Below are 17,585 nucleotides of genomic sequence, written 5' to 3'. Positions count from 1 at the left end.
TGGGGGTCTACTTCTTGCCCTTGCCCGGCTGAGTGGAGGGCGATGTCGGCGTCGGGGTGGTCGGCTCTGTCGGCGCCTCCGGTGTCGGTGTGGGCGCCGTCGCCGTCGGGTCCGTCGCTGTCGTGGGCGCCAGGGGCGGCGCGTCGATCACGCTCGCGTCATAGCTCTGCGCCGTGGCCGAGCCGCTGGTCCCGGTGCCGGTCGTCCCCGTTCCGGTCGTACCCGTTCCGGTCGGCCCGGCGAGGGTCGTCGCGCCGGCCGGGGCCGCGAGGGTCGTCGTGCCGGCCGGGGCCGCGAGGGCCGTCGTGCCGGTTGAGGCCCCGAGGGTGGTCGTGCCGGCCGGGGCTGCGAGGGTCGTCGTGCCGGCCGGGGCCGCGAGGGTCGTCGTGCCGGTTGGGGCTGGACCCGGCGGGGCGTAGCCGTCGGTGCGCACCCTCAGCCAGTCGAACGTCGCCGAGCCCGCGGTGACGACGAGGCCGATCCTGCCGTCGGCAAGGGCGGCGTAGTAGGCCCTGGACCTGACGAACGCGCCGTTGACAGTGACCGAGACGGACGCGCCCTTGATCGTGACGAGCAGCGCGTACTTCGTCGCCGGCGCGAGTGCCCAGGCGATCGACTCATCGAGGATGGTCTGGGTTCCGGCCACATGTCCGAACAGGACGGCCTTCGCGGTGAGGTCGAGCACCACGAATTTGTAGTCGGTCAGCGAGTAGAAGTCGTAGACGATGCCGGCGCGTCCCCCCGCCGTCAGCGAGACGACGGTCGAGATCTCGAGGAAGGCGTTGGCGGCGAGCGTCGCGCCGATCCCGACGAGCGAGACGGCCGGCGCGGCGGTGGCCGTCGTGCCCGTCAGGGCTCCGGATGCCGCCGCCCACGTGCCGCGCACTCCCCCGACCGTGCCGGTGCTCGAGGCGAACTCCTCCGTCACGTCGAGGGTGATCGCCGGTGGGAGCACCTGCACCGAGATGTTGTCGAACTTGCCGCGCGCCTGATCGGAGCCGACGCCGACGAAGCCCTTGTTCAGTCCGTACGCGACGCCGCCGATGACCCGCGGCGCGAAGGTGTACGTGAAGGCGGTCTTGCCGTCGAGCATCACGGTGACGGTCGTGCCGTTGACGGCGACGAGCATCGTGTACCACTTGTCCGACTTGACGCCGCCGGTGACCACCGACTGCACGTCGACGATCCAGCCCGCCGCCGTCCGACGGCCCATGACGAGCTTGCTCGTCGACTGGTCCACGCCCGCGAACTTGAAGTCGGTCGGCGTGAAGTAGTCGAAGATGACGTATGCGTTGGCCTTCCATCCGGCCGTCGGCTTCGTCAGATAGACCTGCGCGCTCAGCTCGTAGTAGATCGGCAGGTACTGATCGATGTAGTAGACGGCCGCGGCATCGCCGCTCGACGACGCCGCCGTGACATTCAGGGTGCCGCCGGCGGCCGTGAAGGCTCCGGAATCCGCGAAGAACGCGTCGGCGCTCGTGTCGAAGCCCGCTGTCCGCAGGACGTCGCGCTTGCCACCGGGCACGTTTCCGGGCTGGGGGTCGCGCGGGCCGCCCGTCTGGTCCTGCCAGGCGTCGTCCTTCTGGATGACGAGGCCGATCTCGCCGTACGGCTCGCCGTTGCGCGGCACCGAGATGGCCCCGACCGTCTGTGCGATGGTGAAGTCGGCGCCCTGCGCCGCAGACAGCTGGTAGAGGAACTCGTACAGTCCCGGCGCGACCTGGCGGCTGACGGTGCCGAGGCCGAAGGGCGCGAACGGCACGATGAAGCTGTTGAATTCTCCGACCCAGTCGATCAGGCGGTCGCCGCCCGTGTTGCCGATGAGGATGTCGAGCCCGGCGCCGCCGTACGCGCGGTCCTCGTACGACACGTTCGTGTCGGGCTGGTTGTTGAGCCCGCCGTTCGTCGTCAGGACGTCATCGACGTTCAGGAGGTCGTTGCCCCAGCCGCCCCACAGCGTGTCGCGGCCGGTGCCGCCGACGAGCCAGTCACTGCCGTGGTCGCCGAAGAGGACGTCGTCTCCGTCGGTCAGCACCCCGCTGTCGGCGCGGCCCTCGGTGCTCAGGAAGTTCAGCAGCCACTCGTGCCCGCCGTCGAGGACGACCTTCGTCATCGGGTTGTACTCGTCGTAGTTCGCGAACTCGCCGGCGGCGTCGCTGTACCCGAGGAGCGTCCCATTGTTGAAGGGCTTGGTGAAGTCGCTTCGGATACCGCGCGGGTCTGTGCTGCTGTAGCCGTAGGCCTCGACGAGGGCTTCGCCGCCCGAGATGCCGTCCTCGCCCGAGCCTCCGTGGATGAAGTCGTCGTCCCAGCCGCCGTAGAGCAGATCGCTGGCGTGCTGTGCGTCGAAGAGGGTATCGGTGAAGACGCCGTTGACGGCGAAGGGCGTGAGGTCGACGCGCTTGTTGAGCTTGCCTGTGGGGAAGAGGACGGCGACCTGCACGCGGCCGGGTGTCGTGATCTCGATCTGCACGGTGGCGGCGATTGCGTTCAGCGCCTCGGCGGTGCCGTTGCGGCTGGTGAAGATGCGTCCGTCGTCGCCGAGGATGCCGTCGATGCCCGTGCCGCCCGAGATCCAGTCGGAACCCCAGCCGCCGATCAGGTCGTCGTCGCCGGCGTCCCCGAAGACCACGTCGTTGCCCCGGCCGGCGTAGACGGTGTCGTCGCCGCTCTCACCGTGGATCTCGTCGTCGGCGCCGATATCGGCACCGGCGGCAGGCGTACGGTCGAGCCCGCCCGGCGTGTAGTCCAAGAGCGTGACCGCACGCGGCACGAGGCGGACCTCGCCGGGTCCGCTGTAGTTGTCGTACGCGAACCGCTGGTATCCGAAGACCCCGTTCACGGTACCGACGAGCCGGACGATGTCTCCGTTGTCGCCCACGATGTTGTCGGAGTCGACCCCGTGCAGGGCGTCGGTCAGGTTGCGCGCAACCGAGGATCCCGCGCCGCCGAGGATGAGGTCGGCGCCATCGGGGCGCTCGTTCGCCGAGGTCAGCGAGAAGAGGCTCGAGCTGCCGCCGATGATGTCGTCGCGGCCGAGGTTGCCGAAGATGACGTCGGCTCCGCCGCCGCCCTCGATGTAGTCGTCGCCGTCGGTCTCTGCGATCGCCGCCGAGGCGATGATGGTGAGCAGCCCCGTGAGCGGGTCGCGCTGGGCGCCGACGAGCTCTCCGTTCGGACCGCGGAGGTCGATCGAGCCGTCGCCCTGGATCGTGTCGACGCCGAGCTGGCCGAAGATCATGTCGTTGCCCGCGCCGCCCGCGATGCGGTCGTCGCCGTAGCGCGAGGTCTCGGTGCCGAGCTCGTGATCCAGGATGTCGATCCCGAAGTCGCTCCACGTCGCGGTGCCGGTCGGGTCGAGCTGGTTCGCTCCCGCGAGCTGCGCGAGGCCCTCGGCGCCCAGCGCGGTCGCGTAGATCTGGGTGCCGCCGAGGAGGCGGAACCGCGGGCTCGTGAAGAGCCCGAAGGTGCCCTGAGTCGCGGGGACGTTCGTGCGACCGGTGCCCGCGGTGCGGTCGAGCGTGACGTTGTCGCCGAAGATCAGGTCGCGGCCCGTGCCGCCGTCGATCGTGTCGTTCTCGGTTCCGCCGATGAGGACGTCTTCGCCGCCCTCGCCGCGGATGACGTCGCGACCACCCACCGCCCTGGCGATGACCTCGATGCGGAGCACGCTCAGGCCGCTGGCAGGAGAGGGCACCGGCACGGCGAGCGTCAGCGTCGCGTGGTCGCCGACGACGATGTCGCCGCTGTCGCCGGCCCGGACGTCGTCGTTCCCGGCGCCGCCGAGCACGAGGTCGATGCCGGATCCGGTCGTGACGGTGTCGTCGCCGCCGATCAAGGAGTCGGTCGTCTCCAGGACGCCCGCCGTGAGCGGCAAGGCGGCCCATGCGGGCGAGCCGGTGAGGGGGCTCGTCGCGACGAACCGCCCGTTGTCGCCGAGGACGACGTTGCGTCCGTCGGCGGCGGCGATGATATCGGCGCCCGCGCCGCCGATCACCAGGTCGTCGCCGCGACCGGTCGTGATGCGATCGTCGCCGCCGTGGAGGGGATCGATCGACGTCACGATGTCGAAGTCGGCGGGCGCGGCATCCTGGCTCACCCAGTCGATGAGACCGTGATCGCCGAAGACGAGGTCACTCGTGTCGAAGAGCGTCCCGGTCTCGTCCCGGTTCGTCGTGATCGTGTCGCCGGCGGCGCCGCCGAGCACGATGTCGGCGCCCACGCCGGTTGTGATGATGTCGGCCCCGCCGATCGTCGGATCGATCGTGCGCACGAACCCGAGCGGCCGCATGGCACCATCGGTGCGGTCGCCCGGGCCGCCATGGCCGGACTCGGCCACGACCAGGCCCGCCGCGTTCACCCACTGCACGATGCCGCGGTCGCCGAGGATGATGTCGCCGCCCGTTCCGCCGTGCAGCGTGTCGTTGCCGATGCCGCCGAAGATCACGAGCGGGAGGGTCGAGGTGTGGCCGAGGACCGTGTCGTTGTCGGTCGTCCCCCCGGGAAGGAGGGCGCCCGTCGTCGGCATCAGGATCGGCGCGAGGGTGACCGTCCGCGTGACCTCGACGAGGACGTGGGCGGGGTCGCCGTTGCGCTGCGGCGGGGTCGCGAAGACGAGGTGGGTGCCGACGAGAGTCACCTCCTCGGGGTTCAGGAGCCTGCCGTTCACCCAGACCCGGTAGCCGTGAACGGCGCCCGTGCCCAGCTCGGCCGAGGATGACCAGCTGGTCAGGTGGAGGGTGATGCTCACGACGTCGCCGGGTGAGAGCGAGTCGAAGAGCCCCACGAGATCGAGGCGCGACGACACGACATAGCGGGATGCCGGGACGACGACGCCGTTGACGCGCACGCTGTCGACGACGTCGGCGCTGAGCGGCTCGTCCCCGTCGTCGAGGTCGGCGCCGAGCCCGAGCACGTTGTCGTTCGGGCCCTGCGTGTTGAGGACGAAGAATCCGTCGGTGCCCGCCTTGAGGTCCACCGTGACCCTGTCGTCGCCCAGGCCGGTGTTGAGCCACGTCGTCGTGCGGATGGGTGCGGGGCGGTTGTGCGTGCCGTCGATCACGATCGTGTCGGCGAAACCACTCGTCCAGATGCGGATGCCGTCGGCGAAGGTGCCGTCCGCGGCGGCCCGCCACGAGATCGCCCGGGGCGCGAGGCCGACCACGAAGATCTCGCCGTTCGCCGCGAGTGCCGCATCGCGCTGCCGGGCGGCGGCGGCGACATCGGTGATGAGCACGCTGGTGTCGCCGGCAACGGCGTCCTCGTCGCTCAGGAGCAGCGTGTGGCGGCCCGCGCCGAGATCCAGGTTGAGGGTCCCCCGGATCGCGTCGAGGTCGCCCGCGAGGAACTCCGGCTTCTGCCCGAGGCCGACATCGGCCTTCGACGAGATGTAGACCCGATCGTCGCCCGCGCCGAACGAGACGTTCGTGACCGGGAGCGTTCCGCGGACGTTCAGGACGTCCGCCCCGGATCCGAGCGCGATGTTGAGCGTCTCGAGGCCGTGGTAGCGGATGCCCGATCCGCTCGCGACGTCCGTCGCGACCGACGTCGCGCCGACGGCGGCGAGCTGGATGCTGACGGGGTGCGCCGGGTCTTCGTTGACTTCGCCGCGGAAGCCGATGAGGTAGGTGCCGTCGACGAGCCAGACGTACACGCTCGCGGCGCACCTGGTCCGGTCGCTCGTTCCGCAGCGCGCCGCGTCAGGGAAGAGCAGCGCCTGGAGGGCGGCCCGCACGCTCTCGGCGCTCGCGCCGGTCGAGAACGTGACGGCGCCGATGCCGGTCTCCACGGTTACGGGGCCCTGCACCTGCCGCTGCGAGAGGAGGATCGTGAACGCGCCGCCCCGGGGAGTGACGGCGAAGAGGCGGTCGAGCGGACGCTGCAGTTCGTCGAGGCCGGGACGCGGCAGCAGGTCGTTCGCGGTGAACGAGTCCTGCGTGAGCCAGCCGAGGAGCGCGTCGGCGTCGCCGTCGTCGCGCAGGTTCGCCGTGTCGGCGCCGACGCCGCCCTCGAGCACGAGGAGCGCCCGGAGGAGGTCGAGCAGGCCCGTTGCGGTGCCGATCGTGAACGTGTCGTCGTCCGAGCTGCCGAGGAGCGGGGAGCCGCTCCCCGGGCCGCCGACGATGCGGGTGTGGCCGTCGATGGTGCGAACGGTGATCTTGTCGTCGCCCGGCCCGGCATCGATCGTCGTCGTGCCGGCGTGCGTCGACTCGACCGTGAACGTGTCGTTGCCGTAGCCGAGCAGGATGGTCAGGTCCTCGAACTGCGTGTAGCCGATGCCGCCGAGGACGGGGCGCCCCGCCAGCGAGTAGTCGCTCGCCATGCCCAGGCCCGTGATCCGCCCGTTCGTGAGGGTTCCGACGTCCTTCGCGGGACTGTCCTCGTTGTGGACGACGAGGACGTCGACCTGCGCCGCCTCGATCGCCTGCGCCGAGGTCGCCGTGACGGGAAGCGGGTGACCTGACGTCTCTCCGGGCAGCGTGATCGGGAGGTAGCCGTCGAGTCCCAGTGCGACGGGCGGGTTCGGGTCGGCGCCACCCGAGACGAAGAGCGGTCCCTGGATGAGGTGCAGGCGGCGGGCCGCATCGGCGAACTCCTGGATGTCGCCGCCGTCGATGACGGCGTCGTCGATCGCGCGGATCGTGACGATGCGCTCGGTGGCCCAGTTCGCGTTCGTGAAGCTCAGCTCGAGGGAGTCCTGCCAGGTGGAGCCGACCAGGATCTCGAGTTGCCGGCCCGCCGGGACCCCGTAGCCCGTGAAGGACGAGATCGCATCGATGGTGACGGTCACGGTCTCGCCGGCCGCCGGTGCGCGGGTCAGGCGGACGGTGTACGTCGCCGTCGAGCCGAACTGGCCGGCCGTCGCGCCCTCGACGAGCCGGATGTCGCCGCCGGCGGGCGTGATGACGACTCCCGCGCTGTCCTCGTCGTGTACGAGCGCCGTGACCGGCGCGATCGCAACCCCGGGGATCTCGGCGACGTAGAGCTTCGTGACGCCGGCGACGAGCGCGCCGGCACCCCACGCGTCGGTCACGGTGATCGAATTGCCGACATTGAAGGCGATCGTGCGATAGGTCGCGGTGCCGTTCGCCCCCACGACCCGCAGGAGCGCGCCGCTCAGCGAGCCGTCGGCCGGCGTCACGGGGAGCCCCGTGAGTGTCACGGTACGGCCGTCGCCGGAAATGGTGCCGACCGTGCCGACGACCTCGGTCAGGACTGCCGGCGCCGTGTACCCGATCACGATGAAGGCGTCGCCGAGCTGCGGCGCGGCATCCCACTCCCCCTCGATCTCGATCGTCGAGGCGGTGTTGTTCCAGATGCGCACGATCTGACCGGCAGCGGCTCCGCTCGTGAAGCGGAGGAGCTGGCCCTTGAGCGAGCCCGCCGGGATGGGTGTGCCCGGGATGCTGAACGCGAACTCCCTCGCGAACCCGCCGGTGCCCGTCATCGTGCCGGTGCGCGCGTCGCTCGAGACCACCTGCGCCGAGATCGCCAGCACATGCTGGCCCTCGACGTCGGTGTCAGCGGTCGCTCGGACCAGTACCGTCTTGACGCGGACTCCGGCCGCGAAGACGAGATCGAGCGACGAGCCCCACACGCCGCCCTCCGACAGCTGCAGGCCGGCGGCCGCCACGAGACGCACCGTGACCGTCGCCCCCGCGGCGGGCGCCGACGAGATCCGCACCTCGTACTGCGCCGGCGCTCCCGTTGCGCCGTTGCCGGGCTCGAGGACCCGGATGCCGCCGTCGGGCAGGACGACCGACACCTCCGGCGCCTCGTCATCGAGCACGCGGACGAACGTCGTGGCGACGAGCGCGCCCTGGTAGTCGCCGCCCGTCACGATCGCGTCGATCGGCGAGAACCACTCACCTTCGGCGGCATCGTCATCGATGGCCCGCACGAAGACCTGGCGCTGCCCCGTGTCGCCCGCCGCGAAGTCGAGCCGCACCGACGTCTGCCAGTCGACGCCGTCGAGCGAGAGTTGGATGTAGCGCGCCCGGGTCGGCGCCGTGGGGTCGATCGCGGGCCCGGTGAGGACGACGCGCACAGCGCTCGCCGGTGCCTTCGTGAGCCGCACCGTCACGAGGCGGGACGGACCGCCTTCGGTCACGACGAGCGATCCTCCGACCGGGGCGACGACGACCGTCGGCTCATCGTTGTCCATGATCTCGGTCGCGATGCCGTCGACCGGGATCAGCGCCCACAGCGAGTTGGTCACCGAGCTCTCCACCGAGTGGCGGATGAGGCCCGTGTGGCCCAGCAGGTCGTCCGCCTGCACCCAGGGCGCCTGGCTGCCGACCTCGACGCGGTCCGAGCCCAGCCCGCCGAAGATCGACAGCTCGACGGCCGGGTTCGTGGAGAGGACGTGGAAGACGTCGTCGCCCTCCATGCCGTAGATCGACACCTTCTCGACGTTGATGTAGCGGATGACGCGTCCGGCGCCGTAGACGCCGTTCGCCGTGATGACGAAGACGTCGTCCGCCTCGGTTCCGATGATGACGACGAGGTCGAAGCCGGATCCGCCGTCGATGTTGACCGGAGCGTTCGACGCGTACTGGATGAAGTTTCGCCCCTCACCGGCGTTGAGATCGGTCGCCTTGGACTCGCCGATGAACGACCGGATGACGAAGGTGTCGTCGCCGGCGTCGCCGTACAGGTTGAGCGTCGCGACGTTGCGGAACACCTCGAAGACGTCGTCACCGGTACCGCCGCGGACGGTCGCCGTGTACGAGACGCCGCGGGTCAGGAGTCCCCGCGAGGAGGCGAAGAAGTCCGTCGCCTGGATGCCGAACTCCGCGTCGCCCGTGTAGCCGGTGTAGAGCTGGCCGAAGCGGAAGACGTCGTTGCCCGAATCGCCGTTGACAGTCAGGACCGAGGAGGTGTCGTCGAACGCGAACGCGTCGTCGCCGCCGAGCCCGTTGACGATGACGCCACCGGTCATCTCCTCGTCGTACGTGACCTTCTCGGCCGAAGTGAATGCTCCGCCGGCGGTCGTCCGCGTGAGCAGCGCGACGAGGGCGCGCTGGTCGTTCCGGCGGAAGAGAAAGGTGTCGCCGGACGCCGATCCGTTCAGGACGAGGACATTCGTGCCGCCGTCGGACGCGTCGTCGATCGCGTTGATGCGGCTGCCGCCCACGCCGAAGAGGTCGATCAGGAAGTAGTCCGAATCGGCACCGCCGTCGAGATCCAGGGTCTGGCCCTGCATGGGGTTGACCGAGACGGGATCGTGCACGGCGTTCACGACGAGCCAGTCGTCCCCCGCCTCGCCCTTGATGGTCGCCCTGCCCGAAACGCTCTCGATGAAGATGCGGTCGTCGCCGTTCCCGGCTCGGACGGTCGTGGCGCCGGAATGGGTCGAGTCGAGGTTCAGGATGTCGGAGCCCGACCCCAGCGTGACGTCGAGAGTCTCGAAGGCGGCGTAGTCGACGCGGCCGTCGGTCATCCCGAGCACGCGGGTCGTGACGATGCCGCCGCCCGCCGCGACGAGCGGGTGGTCTGCGACGGTCGCGATCGTGAGCACGAGGCCGCGGCCTGCGGCGCCTGCGAGGGAGCCCGTCCACGCGACGACCCAGCTCTCTCCTGCCTTCGTCACGACCACGTTCGCGGATCCCACGAGTGCTCCGAGCGCAGCCTGCACCTGCGCAGCCGTTGCATCGAACGCGAGCTGGCCGGTCGTCTGCCCGCCCACCTTCAGGGTGAAGCGCCCGTCGACGGCCCCCGGGACCCTCACCACCTGGACGAGGCTCGGACTCGGCATCCCGCCCGTCATCCCGAGTCCCGAGATCGACGCGCCCGTCACGACGCCGATGCGGTCCAGGATCGTGGATGCGTCGTCGAGGTACAGCGTGTCGGCGCCCGATCCGCCCGTCAGGGCGAGGGGCGCCCTGACGCCGACGACGTTCCCGCCGATGCCCGTGAGCGTCGAGCTGATCCGCACCGTGTCGTCGTCCGCTCCCGTGTCGACAGTCGTCGCACCCGAGACGGACCGGACGATCACGAGGTCTGCGCCGACGCGGGTCGTGAGCGCTGTCGTGCCGGCGTGGGTCGAGCTGATCGTGAAGGTGTCGCCGCCCGATCCGAGGTTGATCGTGAGCTGCTCGAACGCCGCGTACGTGATGCCGGCGGGGGCCATGTCGAGGCCGGTGATGGTGGTCGCCGTGAGCTCGCCGGTGTTCGCGAACGGGTCGCCGGTGTCGTCGATCGAGAGCAGGTCGTCGCCTGTCGCGGCGGCCGGACCCGAGCCGCCGTCGATCGTCAGCGCCGCATCGATCGCGTTGACGTCGCCCCCCGTGTTGGTCCAGACGGAGTTGGTCGTGCCCTGACCGGCGGCCTGCGTGCCGACCGCGACGCGGTCGATGTGCTCGCCCGTGTAGATCTTGTGCTCGACCTGGATCGCTCGCACCGCGACCCGGTCGCCGCCGAGGAGCGTGCGGATCTCGACGAGTTCGATCCCCGTGTGCGTCACGGTTGCACGGACGTTGGCCGGCGCGGGAGTCGAGCCGAACGAGACCCGCTGGATGCGGTTCGCGTACCCGCCACCGGTCGGCGACCCGTCGACGTCGACGATCAGGTCGTCGGGTGCCGATGTGCCCCACACCTGCAGAGTGTCGCCACCGGCCGAGCCGGCTACGTGGACGGCCATGCCGGCCGAGTCCCTGAGTTCGATGCGGACGAGATCGCTGCCCGGACCGGCATCGACGAACGCCGTGCCCGTCCACGAGTCAGCGGCGCGGGCGCTCCCGGCCACGAGCACCGAGCCGTCGGCGTCGCCGATGAGGATCGTCGTGGCGTTCGGACCGGTCGAGGTGAGACGCGCGATCTCGAAGAGGCCGCCCAGGTCTTCCGCGATGGAGCCGACGCCGAAGTTCACGCCGACCGCGAGACCGACCACCAGGAGGTTGTCGTAGAGGCCGAAGTCGCCCGCCGCGAACGACTCGACGAGCGTATCGGTGCCGCCGGCGTCGATGAACACATCCTTGCCGAGGCCGCCCGTCACGGTGTCGTCGCCCTCGCCGGAGTCCAGCACATCGTTGTAGCGCGAGCCGATGAGGGTGTCGTTGCCCGTCCCGCCGATGAGGGTCAGTGCGAGCTGGTCGGCGGCGAGGGCCGCGGCATCCAGCCTGTCGTTACCGCCCTGGCCGTCGATGACGAGCGAATCGCCTTCGCCGCGAACGCCGCCTTCGATCCATACGGTGTAGGCCATGGCAGTCGAGCGGACGACCTTGGTGCGGACCGGGGTCGTGCCCTCGGTCGAGACCGTGAAGTCATCCGCGATGCTGTCGGAGCCGCGGATCGTGACGAAGTCGGTGCTGCCCGTGCCGACCAGGATGCGGATCGTCTGGATGCCGGGGTTCTGCGCGGTGTCGAAGCGGGTGATGTCGGTGAGCGTGATCGCGTCCGCACCCGTGCCGGCGTCGATCACGAGGTGCTCGAGGCCCGTGGTCGTGCGGGTCTCGCCGGCGAACGTGTGGCTGAGGATCCCGGCCGAGGTGTTCGTGATCGAGAGGATGTCGGAGCTGCCGGTGAGAAGGAGCGTCAGCGTATCGGTGCCGGCGCCGCCGTCGACCACGAGGTTCACGAGCGACGAGAAGACCGCGCTGGTCGCCGTGATCGTGTCGTCGCCTGCGCCGCCGTTGTACTGCTTGGCGGGACCGGAGAGCGTGTCGGCGCCGCCCTCGCCGTTGAGGGTGTCGGTCGCGTTGCCTCCCGAGAGCCGGTCGGCGCCGTCGCCGCCGTTCAGGGTGACTGTTCCGGTGCCGACATGGCTCAGGATGTCGGCGCCGTCGTTGCCGTTGACCGTGGCGCTGCCGGCTCCTTCGACCGTGATCCTGTCGTTCTCGGTGCCGCCACTGAGTGTCGATCCCGCGGCAGATCCCTTGAGGAGGATGACGTCATCGCCCGATCCGCCGTCGATCGTGACGGGGATCTGGACGCTCGGGTCGATGAGGATGTAGTCGGCGTCGTCGTCGAAGAGCGCGGAGATCCGCTCGACGTGCGCGTAGGTGCGCGAGTAGCCGAACGCCGTGATCCGGATCGTCGCGCGATGGTTGGAATCGAGGTCGCCGATCTGCTCGATGAAGACGGACTCGTTCCTCTGGGTCGTCGAGACCGTACGGGCGGTCCTGTGATCGAGATCGCCGACGTTCAAGACGAGGTGGGTATCGAGTGGGCGCCATTCCTTCAGGTTGTTGAAGTGGCCCGCCGAGTAATCGCTGCGTCCGTTGCTCGCGAGATAGGGCGTGGGCGGGAACTGAACGGTCCCGAGAGTGATCGACGCGCTGCGCGAGTACCACGAGCCGAGCACTTTGAACCGCACCGTGACATCGAACACGAGCGGCGTCTTGCCCTCAGCGTCGGCGTTGCGCGAGTCGGCGGTGACGGACAGATCCAGGCCCACGCCGAGGCTGATCTCGAACAGCTTGAAGTCGAAGTAGACCTCGACGCTCGCGCCCCCGCCGACGTGCAGAAGGTAGTAGACGATCCCGTTCTCATCGAATTTGCCGAACGCGATGTCGAGGTGGAAGTCGCCGCGAATCCCCATGAAGTCGGTGCCGAGCTGCATGTGGCCTGCGAGATGGAGCTCGAAGGTGCCGTCGGAGTTGAGGAACACCGTGCCGGAGAGCTTGAAGATGAACAGGTCGAGGTTCGCGTAGGCGTCGAGGTACCAGTCACCGGCGGAGTAGTCGTCGTCGTCCGGCCCGGTCTTGCCCACTTCGATCGTGAAGCCGGCGTTGAAGCTGATGATCTTGAGCAGCGTCACCGAGCCCGTGAGCTGAAGCTTGAAGCCAGGGTCGACGCCATCGCGGGCCTGGCCGATCGTGTTGATCCGCAGCGTGCCGCTCGCCGCGAGGCTGAAGATGAACGCGTCGGCGGACGCGCTCACCCCCACCTCCATCACGAAGCCGTCGTCGTAGATGCCGGCGATGCCGCTGGCCTTGAACTTGAGTCCCGCGAGATCGAAGTCGACGCCGAACTTCATGACGAACGCACCGGACGAGATCCGGATCTCGGCGAAGCCCGTGCCGCGGGCGAAGGTCAGGAAGTCGATCGAGCCGTCGAGCCGGAGGAGGAATCCGGGGGCGACCTGGCTCGATCCGAACGTCGCGGTGGCACCGGTGGTGTTGAGGGCGAGGACCGCACTGGCTGAGAATCCGATGCCGATGCCGCCGCCGAAGCCCGCGTCGAGCGAGAGGTCGAGCCGCGCGACAAGCCCCTTGCCATTGATGCGGAAGCCGCTGTCGCGGATGACCAGGTTGCCGAAGAAGTCGAGGGAGGCCGTGCCGTTGACGATGAGGCTGATCTCGCTGGCGCCGATGGTGAGGACGACGTGGCCCGTGATGTCGAGCACGTCCATGACGCCCAGCGTCCCGGACATCTCGAGCCGGAAGCCCGCGACGACGTTGATCACCGTGTTCTCGACCACGAGCTTCTGGTTCGCGTCGCGCTTGAAGCGGCCGAACACGGTGACCCCGTTGACCTGCGTCGTTTCGATCGCGAAGGTCTGGACCGTCCGGGTCGTCGAGAAGGTGTTGATCTCGAGGAGGAACTGGCCCGCGAGCGTGAGTCCCGGGATCGCGTTGACGCCGAGCGTCAGCTGAACGCGCCCGACGACACCCGTCTGGGCTCCGACGTAGATCGCAAGGTTGACGGCGCCCGTGAGGGATCCGAGGTACGGGATGGTCGTGCCGACCAGGCCCGTCACCTCGAGCACGCTCGTCTGACCGACCGCAGCCTTGATGCGCAGGAAGCCCGTGAGGGTGAAGGCGCCGCCGATCGTCAGCTCGGCTTCGATGGCCGCGACGACGTAGGCGCCGACCGTGGCGTTGGGATCGGGCTCGCCGTCGATGCCGGGGGGCGCGGCCGGGATGTAGAACACCGGCGACTGGCCCGGCAGAAGCAGAGGCAGGAACGCCTTCGGCACGACGAAGGTCTGGTCTGCGAACGTCGTGTTGAAGATGACGCTGACGGATCCCGTCGCCGAGAAGAGCGAGCCGATGTTCGGCAGCCCGATGCCGACGCCCGCCGAGACGCGGATGCTTCCCGCAACGCCGGGGATCCCGCCGTTCCCTCCGGTCGAGATCATGAGCACGCCCGTGACCGAGCCGTACTCAAGCTGCGCCGCCCCCGAACCGAACGAGAGGCGACCGGTCAGGAACACGTCCATCGAGGGGTTCGGCGGGTTCAGCGAGATGTTCAGGTACAGGCCGCCCTGAATGCGCATGATCTCATTGCCGCTCGGCGCGACGATCGCCTGGCCGAGGATCTGGAAGCCGAAGCTGAAGGGCTGCAGGACGAACGTCTCGGTGAGGTCGCTGCCGCCGGCGCCGACACCCTTGAGGGTCAGCGTCTCGGTCTTGACCTCGTTCGTCAGGTTGATCCGCAGCTGCGCCGAACCGCTCAGGTGGAGGCCATACTTCTCGAGCTTCTCGAAGTTGGTCTCGATCGTGGCGACGCCCCAGAACTGCGGGACCGGGTGCATCGGATTGGTGGACTCGTCGCCGATCAGGAGGACGAATCGACCGGATGTCGCGCCCAGCGTTCCGAGCTCGATCACGTCGATCTGCCCCGCGAAGGTGAGGATGAAGAGCTTGCGGTTCGCGTCGATCTCGAGCACGACCTCGGCACGGATGTGCATCAGCGGCTCTTTGGTGAGGCCGGCCGCCTGCAGGAGGATGCCGCCGGAGAGCTCGATGTAGAACGACTGACCCTGCTCGATCAGCCGGAAGCTCTGGCTGCCGCCTGCCGAGAGGTTGCCGGCGGTGTCGGCCCACGCCGCGGCGACGAAGGTCACGGTCACAGTGCCCGAGGTGAACGAGGAAGTCGTCGGCAGCGTGTACATGTAGCGCGCGATGCCGTCGGCGAAGAGGACTTTGACGAACGACAGCGCCTCGGTGCCGCCCCCTGTGAGGGTCAGGTCGTCGCCGCCGAGCGAACCAGCCTCGACCTTCGTGCCCGACGTCGGGGTGAGGCGCACGCCGATCCACGTGCGCGGAAGGGTCGTCCCTGCCGACAGGTCGAGCTCGGGCGTCGCGGCCGCGGTGCCGTGCGTCGCGTTGGAGAACGGTGTGCCGTCCGCGTTCAGCCAGCTGCCGTCGATGCGCGTGATGACAAGAGCGCCGCTGAAGTGTCCCGAGAAGAAGAACCGGTATGTCGTGCCGCTGACGAGCATGCCCGAGCCGATGACGATGAGGTCGACGCCGTCGGCCTTGATCGAGATCTCGGCATCCGCGTCGGTGATGGACGCGCCGTCCACGGCCGCGCCGCCGAACGTGTTGAATGTGATGTCGACCCACCCGCGTCCCGCGAGATCCTTGACGTCGAGCACCGAACCGGGCGTCGGGTCCGAGAGGGACGACGTCGGCGCCGTAAGGGTGAGCGTCTCGGTCTCGGCCGAGTTCAGGCGGCCGCCGACGTCGGCGAACCGGCCGGCGAGGAACGTGATCGTGTAGGCGCCGGCGGCGAGGTTGGCGGTGAACGCGTAGCGATACGTGTCGCTCGTGCCGATGCGGACCGGTGCCCCGAGGGCGATCAGCTCGCCCGCGGCATTGCGGAACTCGATCTCGTCGCCGTTGATCGTGGAGTGGTCGAGTGCGAAGCCCGCCGAGCCGCGGAAGCGGATCTCGAGGTACTTCAGCGCGTTGAGGAGGTCACGGCCGAGGCTCGAGCCTGAGACGGCGACGATGCCGGCCTCGTTGACCAGGGGTGTCGCGGGGTCGTCCTCGACTGGGCGGACGACGTCCGCGGTCGAGCCGACGACCTGGAAGGACTGGGTCACGGCGACGATGACGCCGGCCGGAGGCCCGCGCGGCGGCAGCACCCCGATTTTGGCGAGGTCGAAGACGACGTCGACGCGGCCGGGAGAGAACGTGCCCCCGAGCAGGTAGCGCCATGTGTTGCCGCCGACGTTGACCCAACCGAGGATGTTGACGCCGCCGGCGCCGGGGCCCCCGAGTGTGAACTCGTCGCCGTTGATCGTGCTCGCGTCGAGCGTGTAGCTCTGCCCGATGATCGCCGCCGGCGGGGTGAACGTCACATCGAGGTAGGTCATCGCCCGCTCGACGGCGGTGAGCGGCACGTCGATGACTTCACCACCCGAGCGGCCCGCGATGGGCTGGGGTCCGGTGTACGCCGTCGAACCGCCGGGGAGCGTGTAGGTCCACCGGCCGGCGATGAACGTGACCGACACCACGTCGCCGGGCAGCAGTTCGAAGCCGTCCGCGAAGGAGTAGCGCACCCACAGCGTGCCGTCCGCCGTGGGCAGGATCTCCACCACGCCGAGGGTCACGCTCAGGGTGACGCCGTTGCGCGTGACCGACAGCGTGAACTCGGCATCCGGATCCGTGATGGATCCCTGGTTGATGAGCAGCCCGGTCGGCGCGACGAAGGGGATGTCGATGTAGGTGCGGCCGGGTGCCTGAGCGTAGTGCTCTGTGGATGCCTGGGGTCCAGCATCCGTGAATCCGACCGCCAGGGCACCGAGCGTGATGGCCGAGCTCGCGTCGTCCAGGTCGGCCCGCTCGACGATGATCGGCACGATGAACTGGAGCGGGGTGCCGCCCTGCCTGATCGCCTTGGACGTGTCGCGGACCACCGACCAGTCCGCGACCGTCGGCGTGAACGTCAGAGCCTCCAGACGGGCGGTGGCCGAGGCCGCGTCCAGCTTGTAGCCGGCGGCAAACCCCATCGAGGCACCGCTCGGCAGCGTCACGACGAGATCCTGCTTCCACAGCTTGCCGGTCTGCTGGGTCACGGTGGGCGCCGTGGGCGTCACGGACTTGAGGTACGACCATGAGCCGGGCACGAGCGTCAGGGTGACCGCGCGACCGGTCTCGTACTGCCCCGTGAGCCAGAACCGGAAGCCCTGGCTGCCCTGGGGCGCGCCCGCGACCGCGACGGGTGCACGTGTCGCGTCGAGCGCGATGGTGCCCAGCCCTTCGCCGTACAGCTCGAACTCCGCGGCGAGATCGAGGATCGACTCCACGTCGAGCGTCCCTCCGTTCACTGACGTCAGGAATTCGAGGTAGATGTATGCGGTCGGCGCGACGGCGATCGTCTGCATGGGCTGCGTGCCCGCCGTGACGGTGCCTCTGAAGCCCAGGACGCTGGAGGTGAGCCCTGCGGTGAGCGCCGCTGCCGAGCCCGCCTTCGCGACGACGACGGGGATGCGGAACTCCCCGGCCGCGCCGGTTGCCGTGATCGGGGCACTCGTGTCGACCGTGAGCTGCCACGTGCCGCCGCTGAAGGCCAGCCCGGCGAGCCGCTTGATGACGGAATCGGTGTCGATCGTGAAGCCCTCAGGAACGCCGATGTAGCCGCCTGTCCCACCGGCGAGGAAGCGAACGCCGACCGAGGTGCGCGCTTGACCGGGAAGGGGGACATTGTTCGCGTCCACCGGGACCTGGGGGGCGTCGGTGATCGTGACGGATCCCGTGACTGTGAAGAGGTACGCCCAGCTGCCGGTGAGGAACGTGAGCTTGACGTCGCCCGTCGTCGCGAACCGCCCGGTCAGCCAGTAGCGGTAGGCGAGCTCGGTGTCGGTCTCGCTGAGCAGTTGCGGGGCCTGCGTGCCGTCGAGCTGGATCGTC

General features: G+C 69.3%; 1 protein-coding gene (cut by a window edge). It reads right to left on the bottom strand.

Annotated features, from left to right (window positions below; translation table 11 throughout):
- Positions 1-7: 7 nt before the first annotated feature.
- Positions 8-17,585, bottom strand: partial view of a hypothetical protein gene (locus AC1DP3_RS01930; protein ID WP_477290754.1) — the end only. It continues 20,453 nt past the right edge of the window; 17,578 of the gene's 38,031 nt are visible here — the last part of the coding sequence; the start codon falls outside the window, past its right edge; the stop codon is at positions 8-10.

Source organism: Microbacterium sp. P5_B6 (assembly GCF_056400345.1).
Note: the sequence above shows the minus strand (reverse complement) of the source record. Positions and strands in the feature narration are given on the sequence as shown.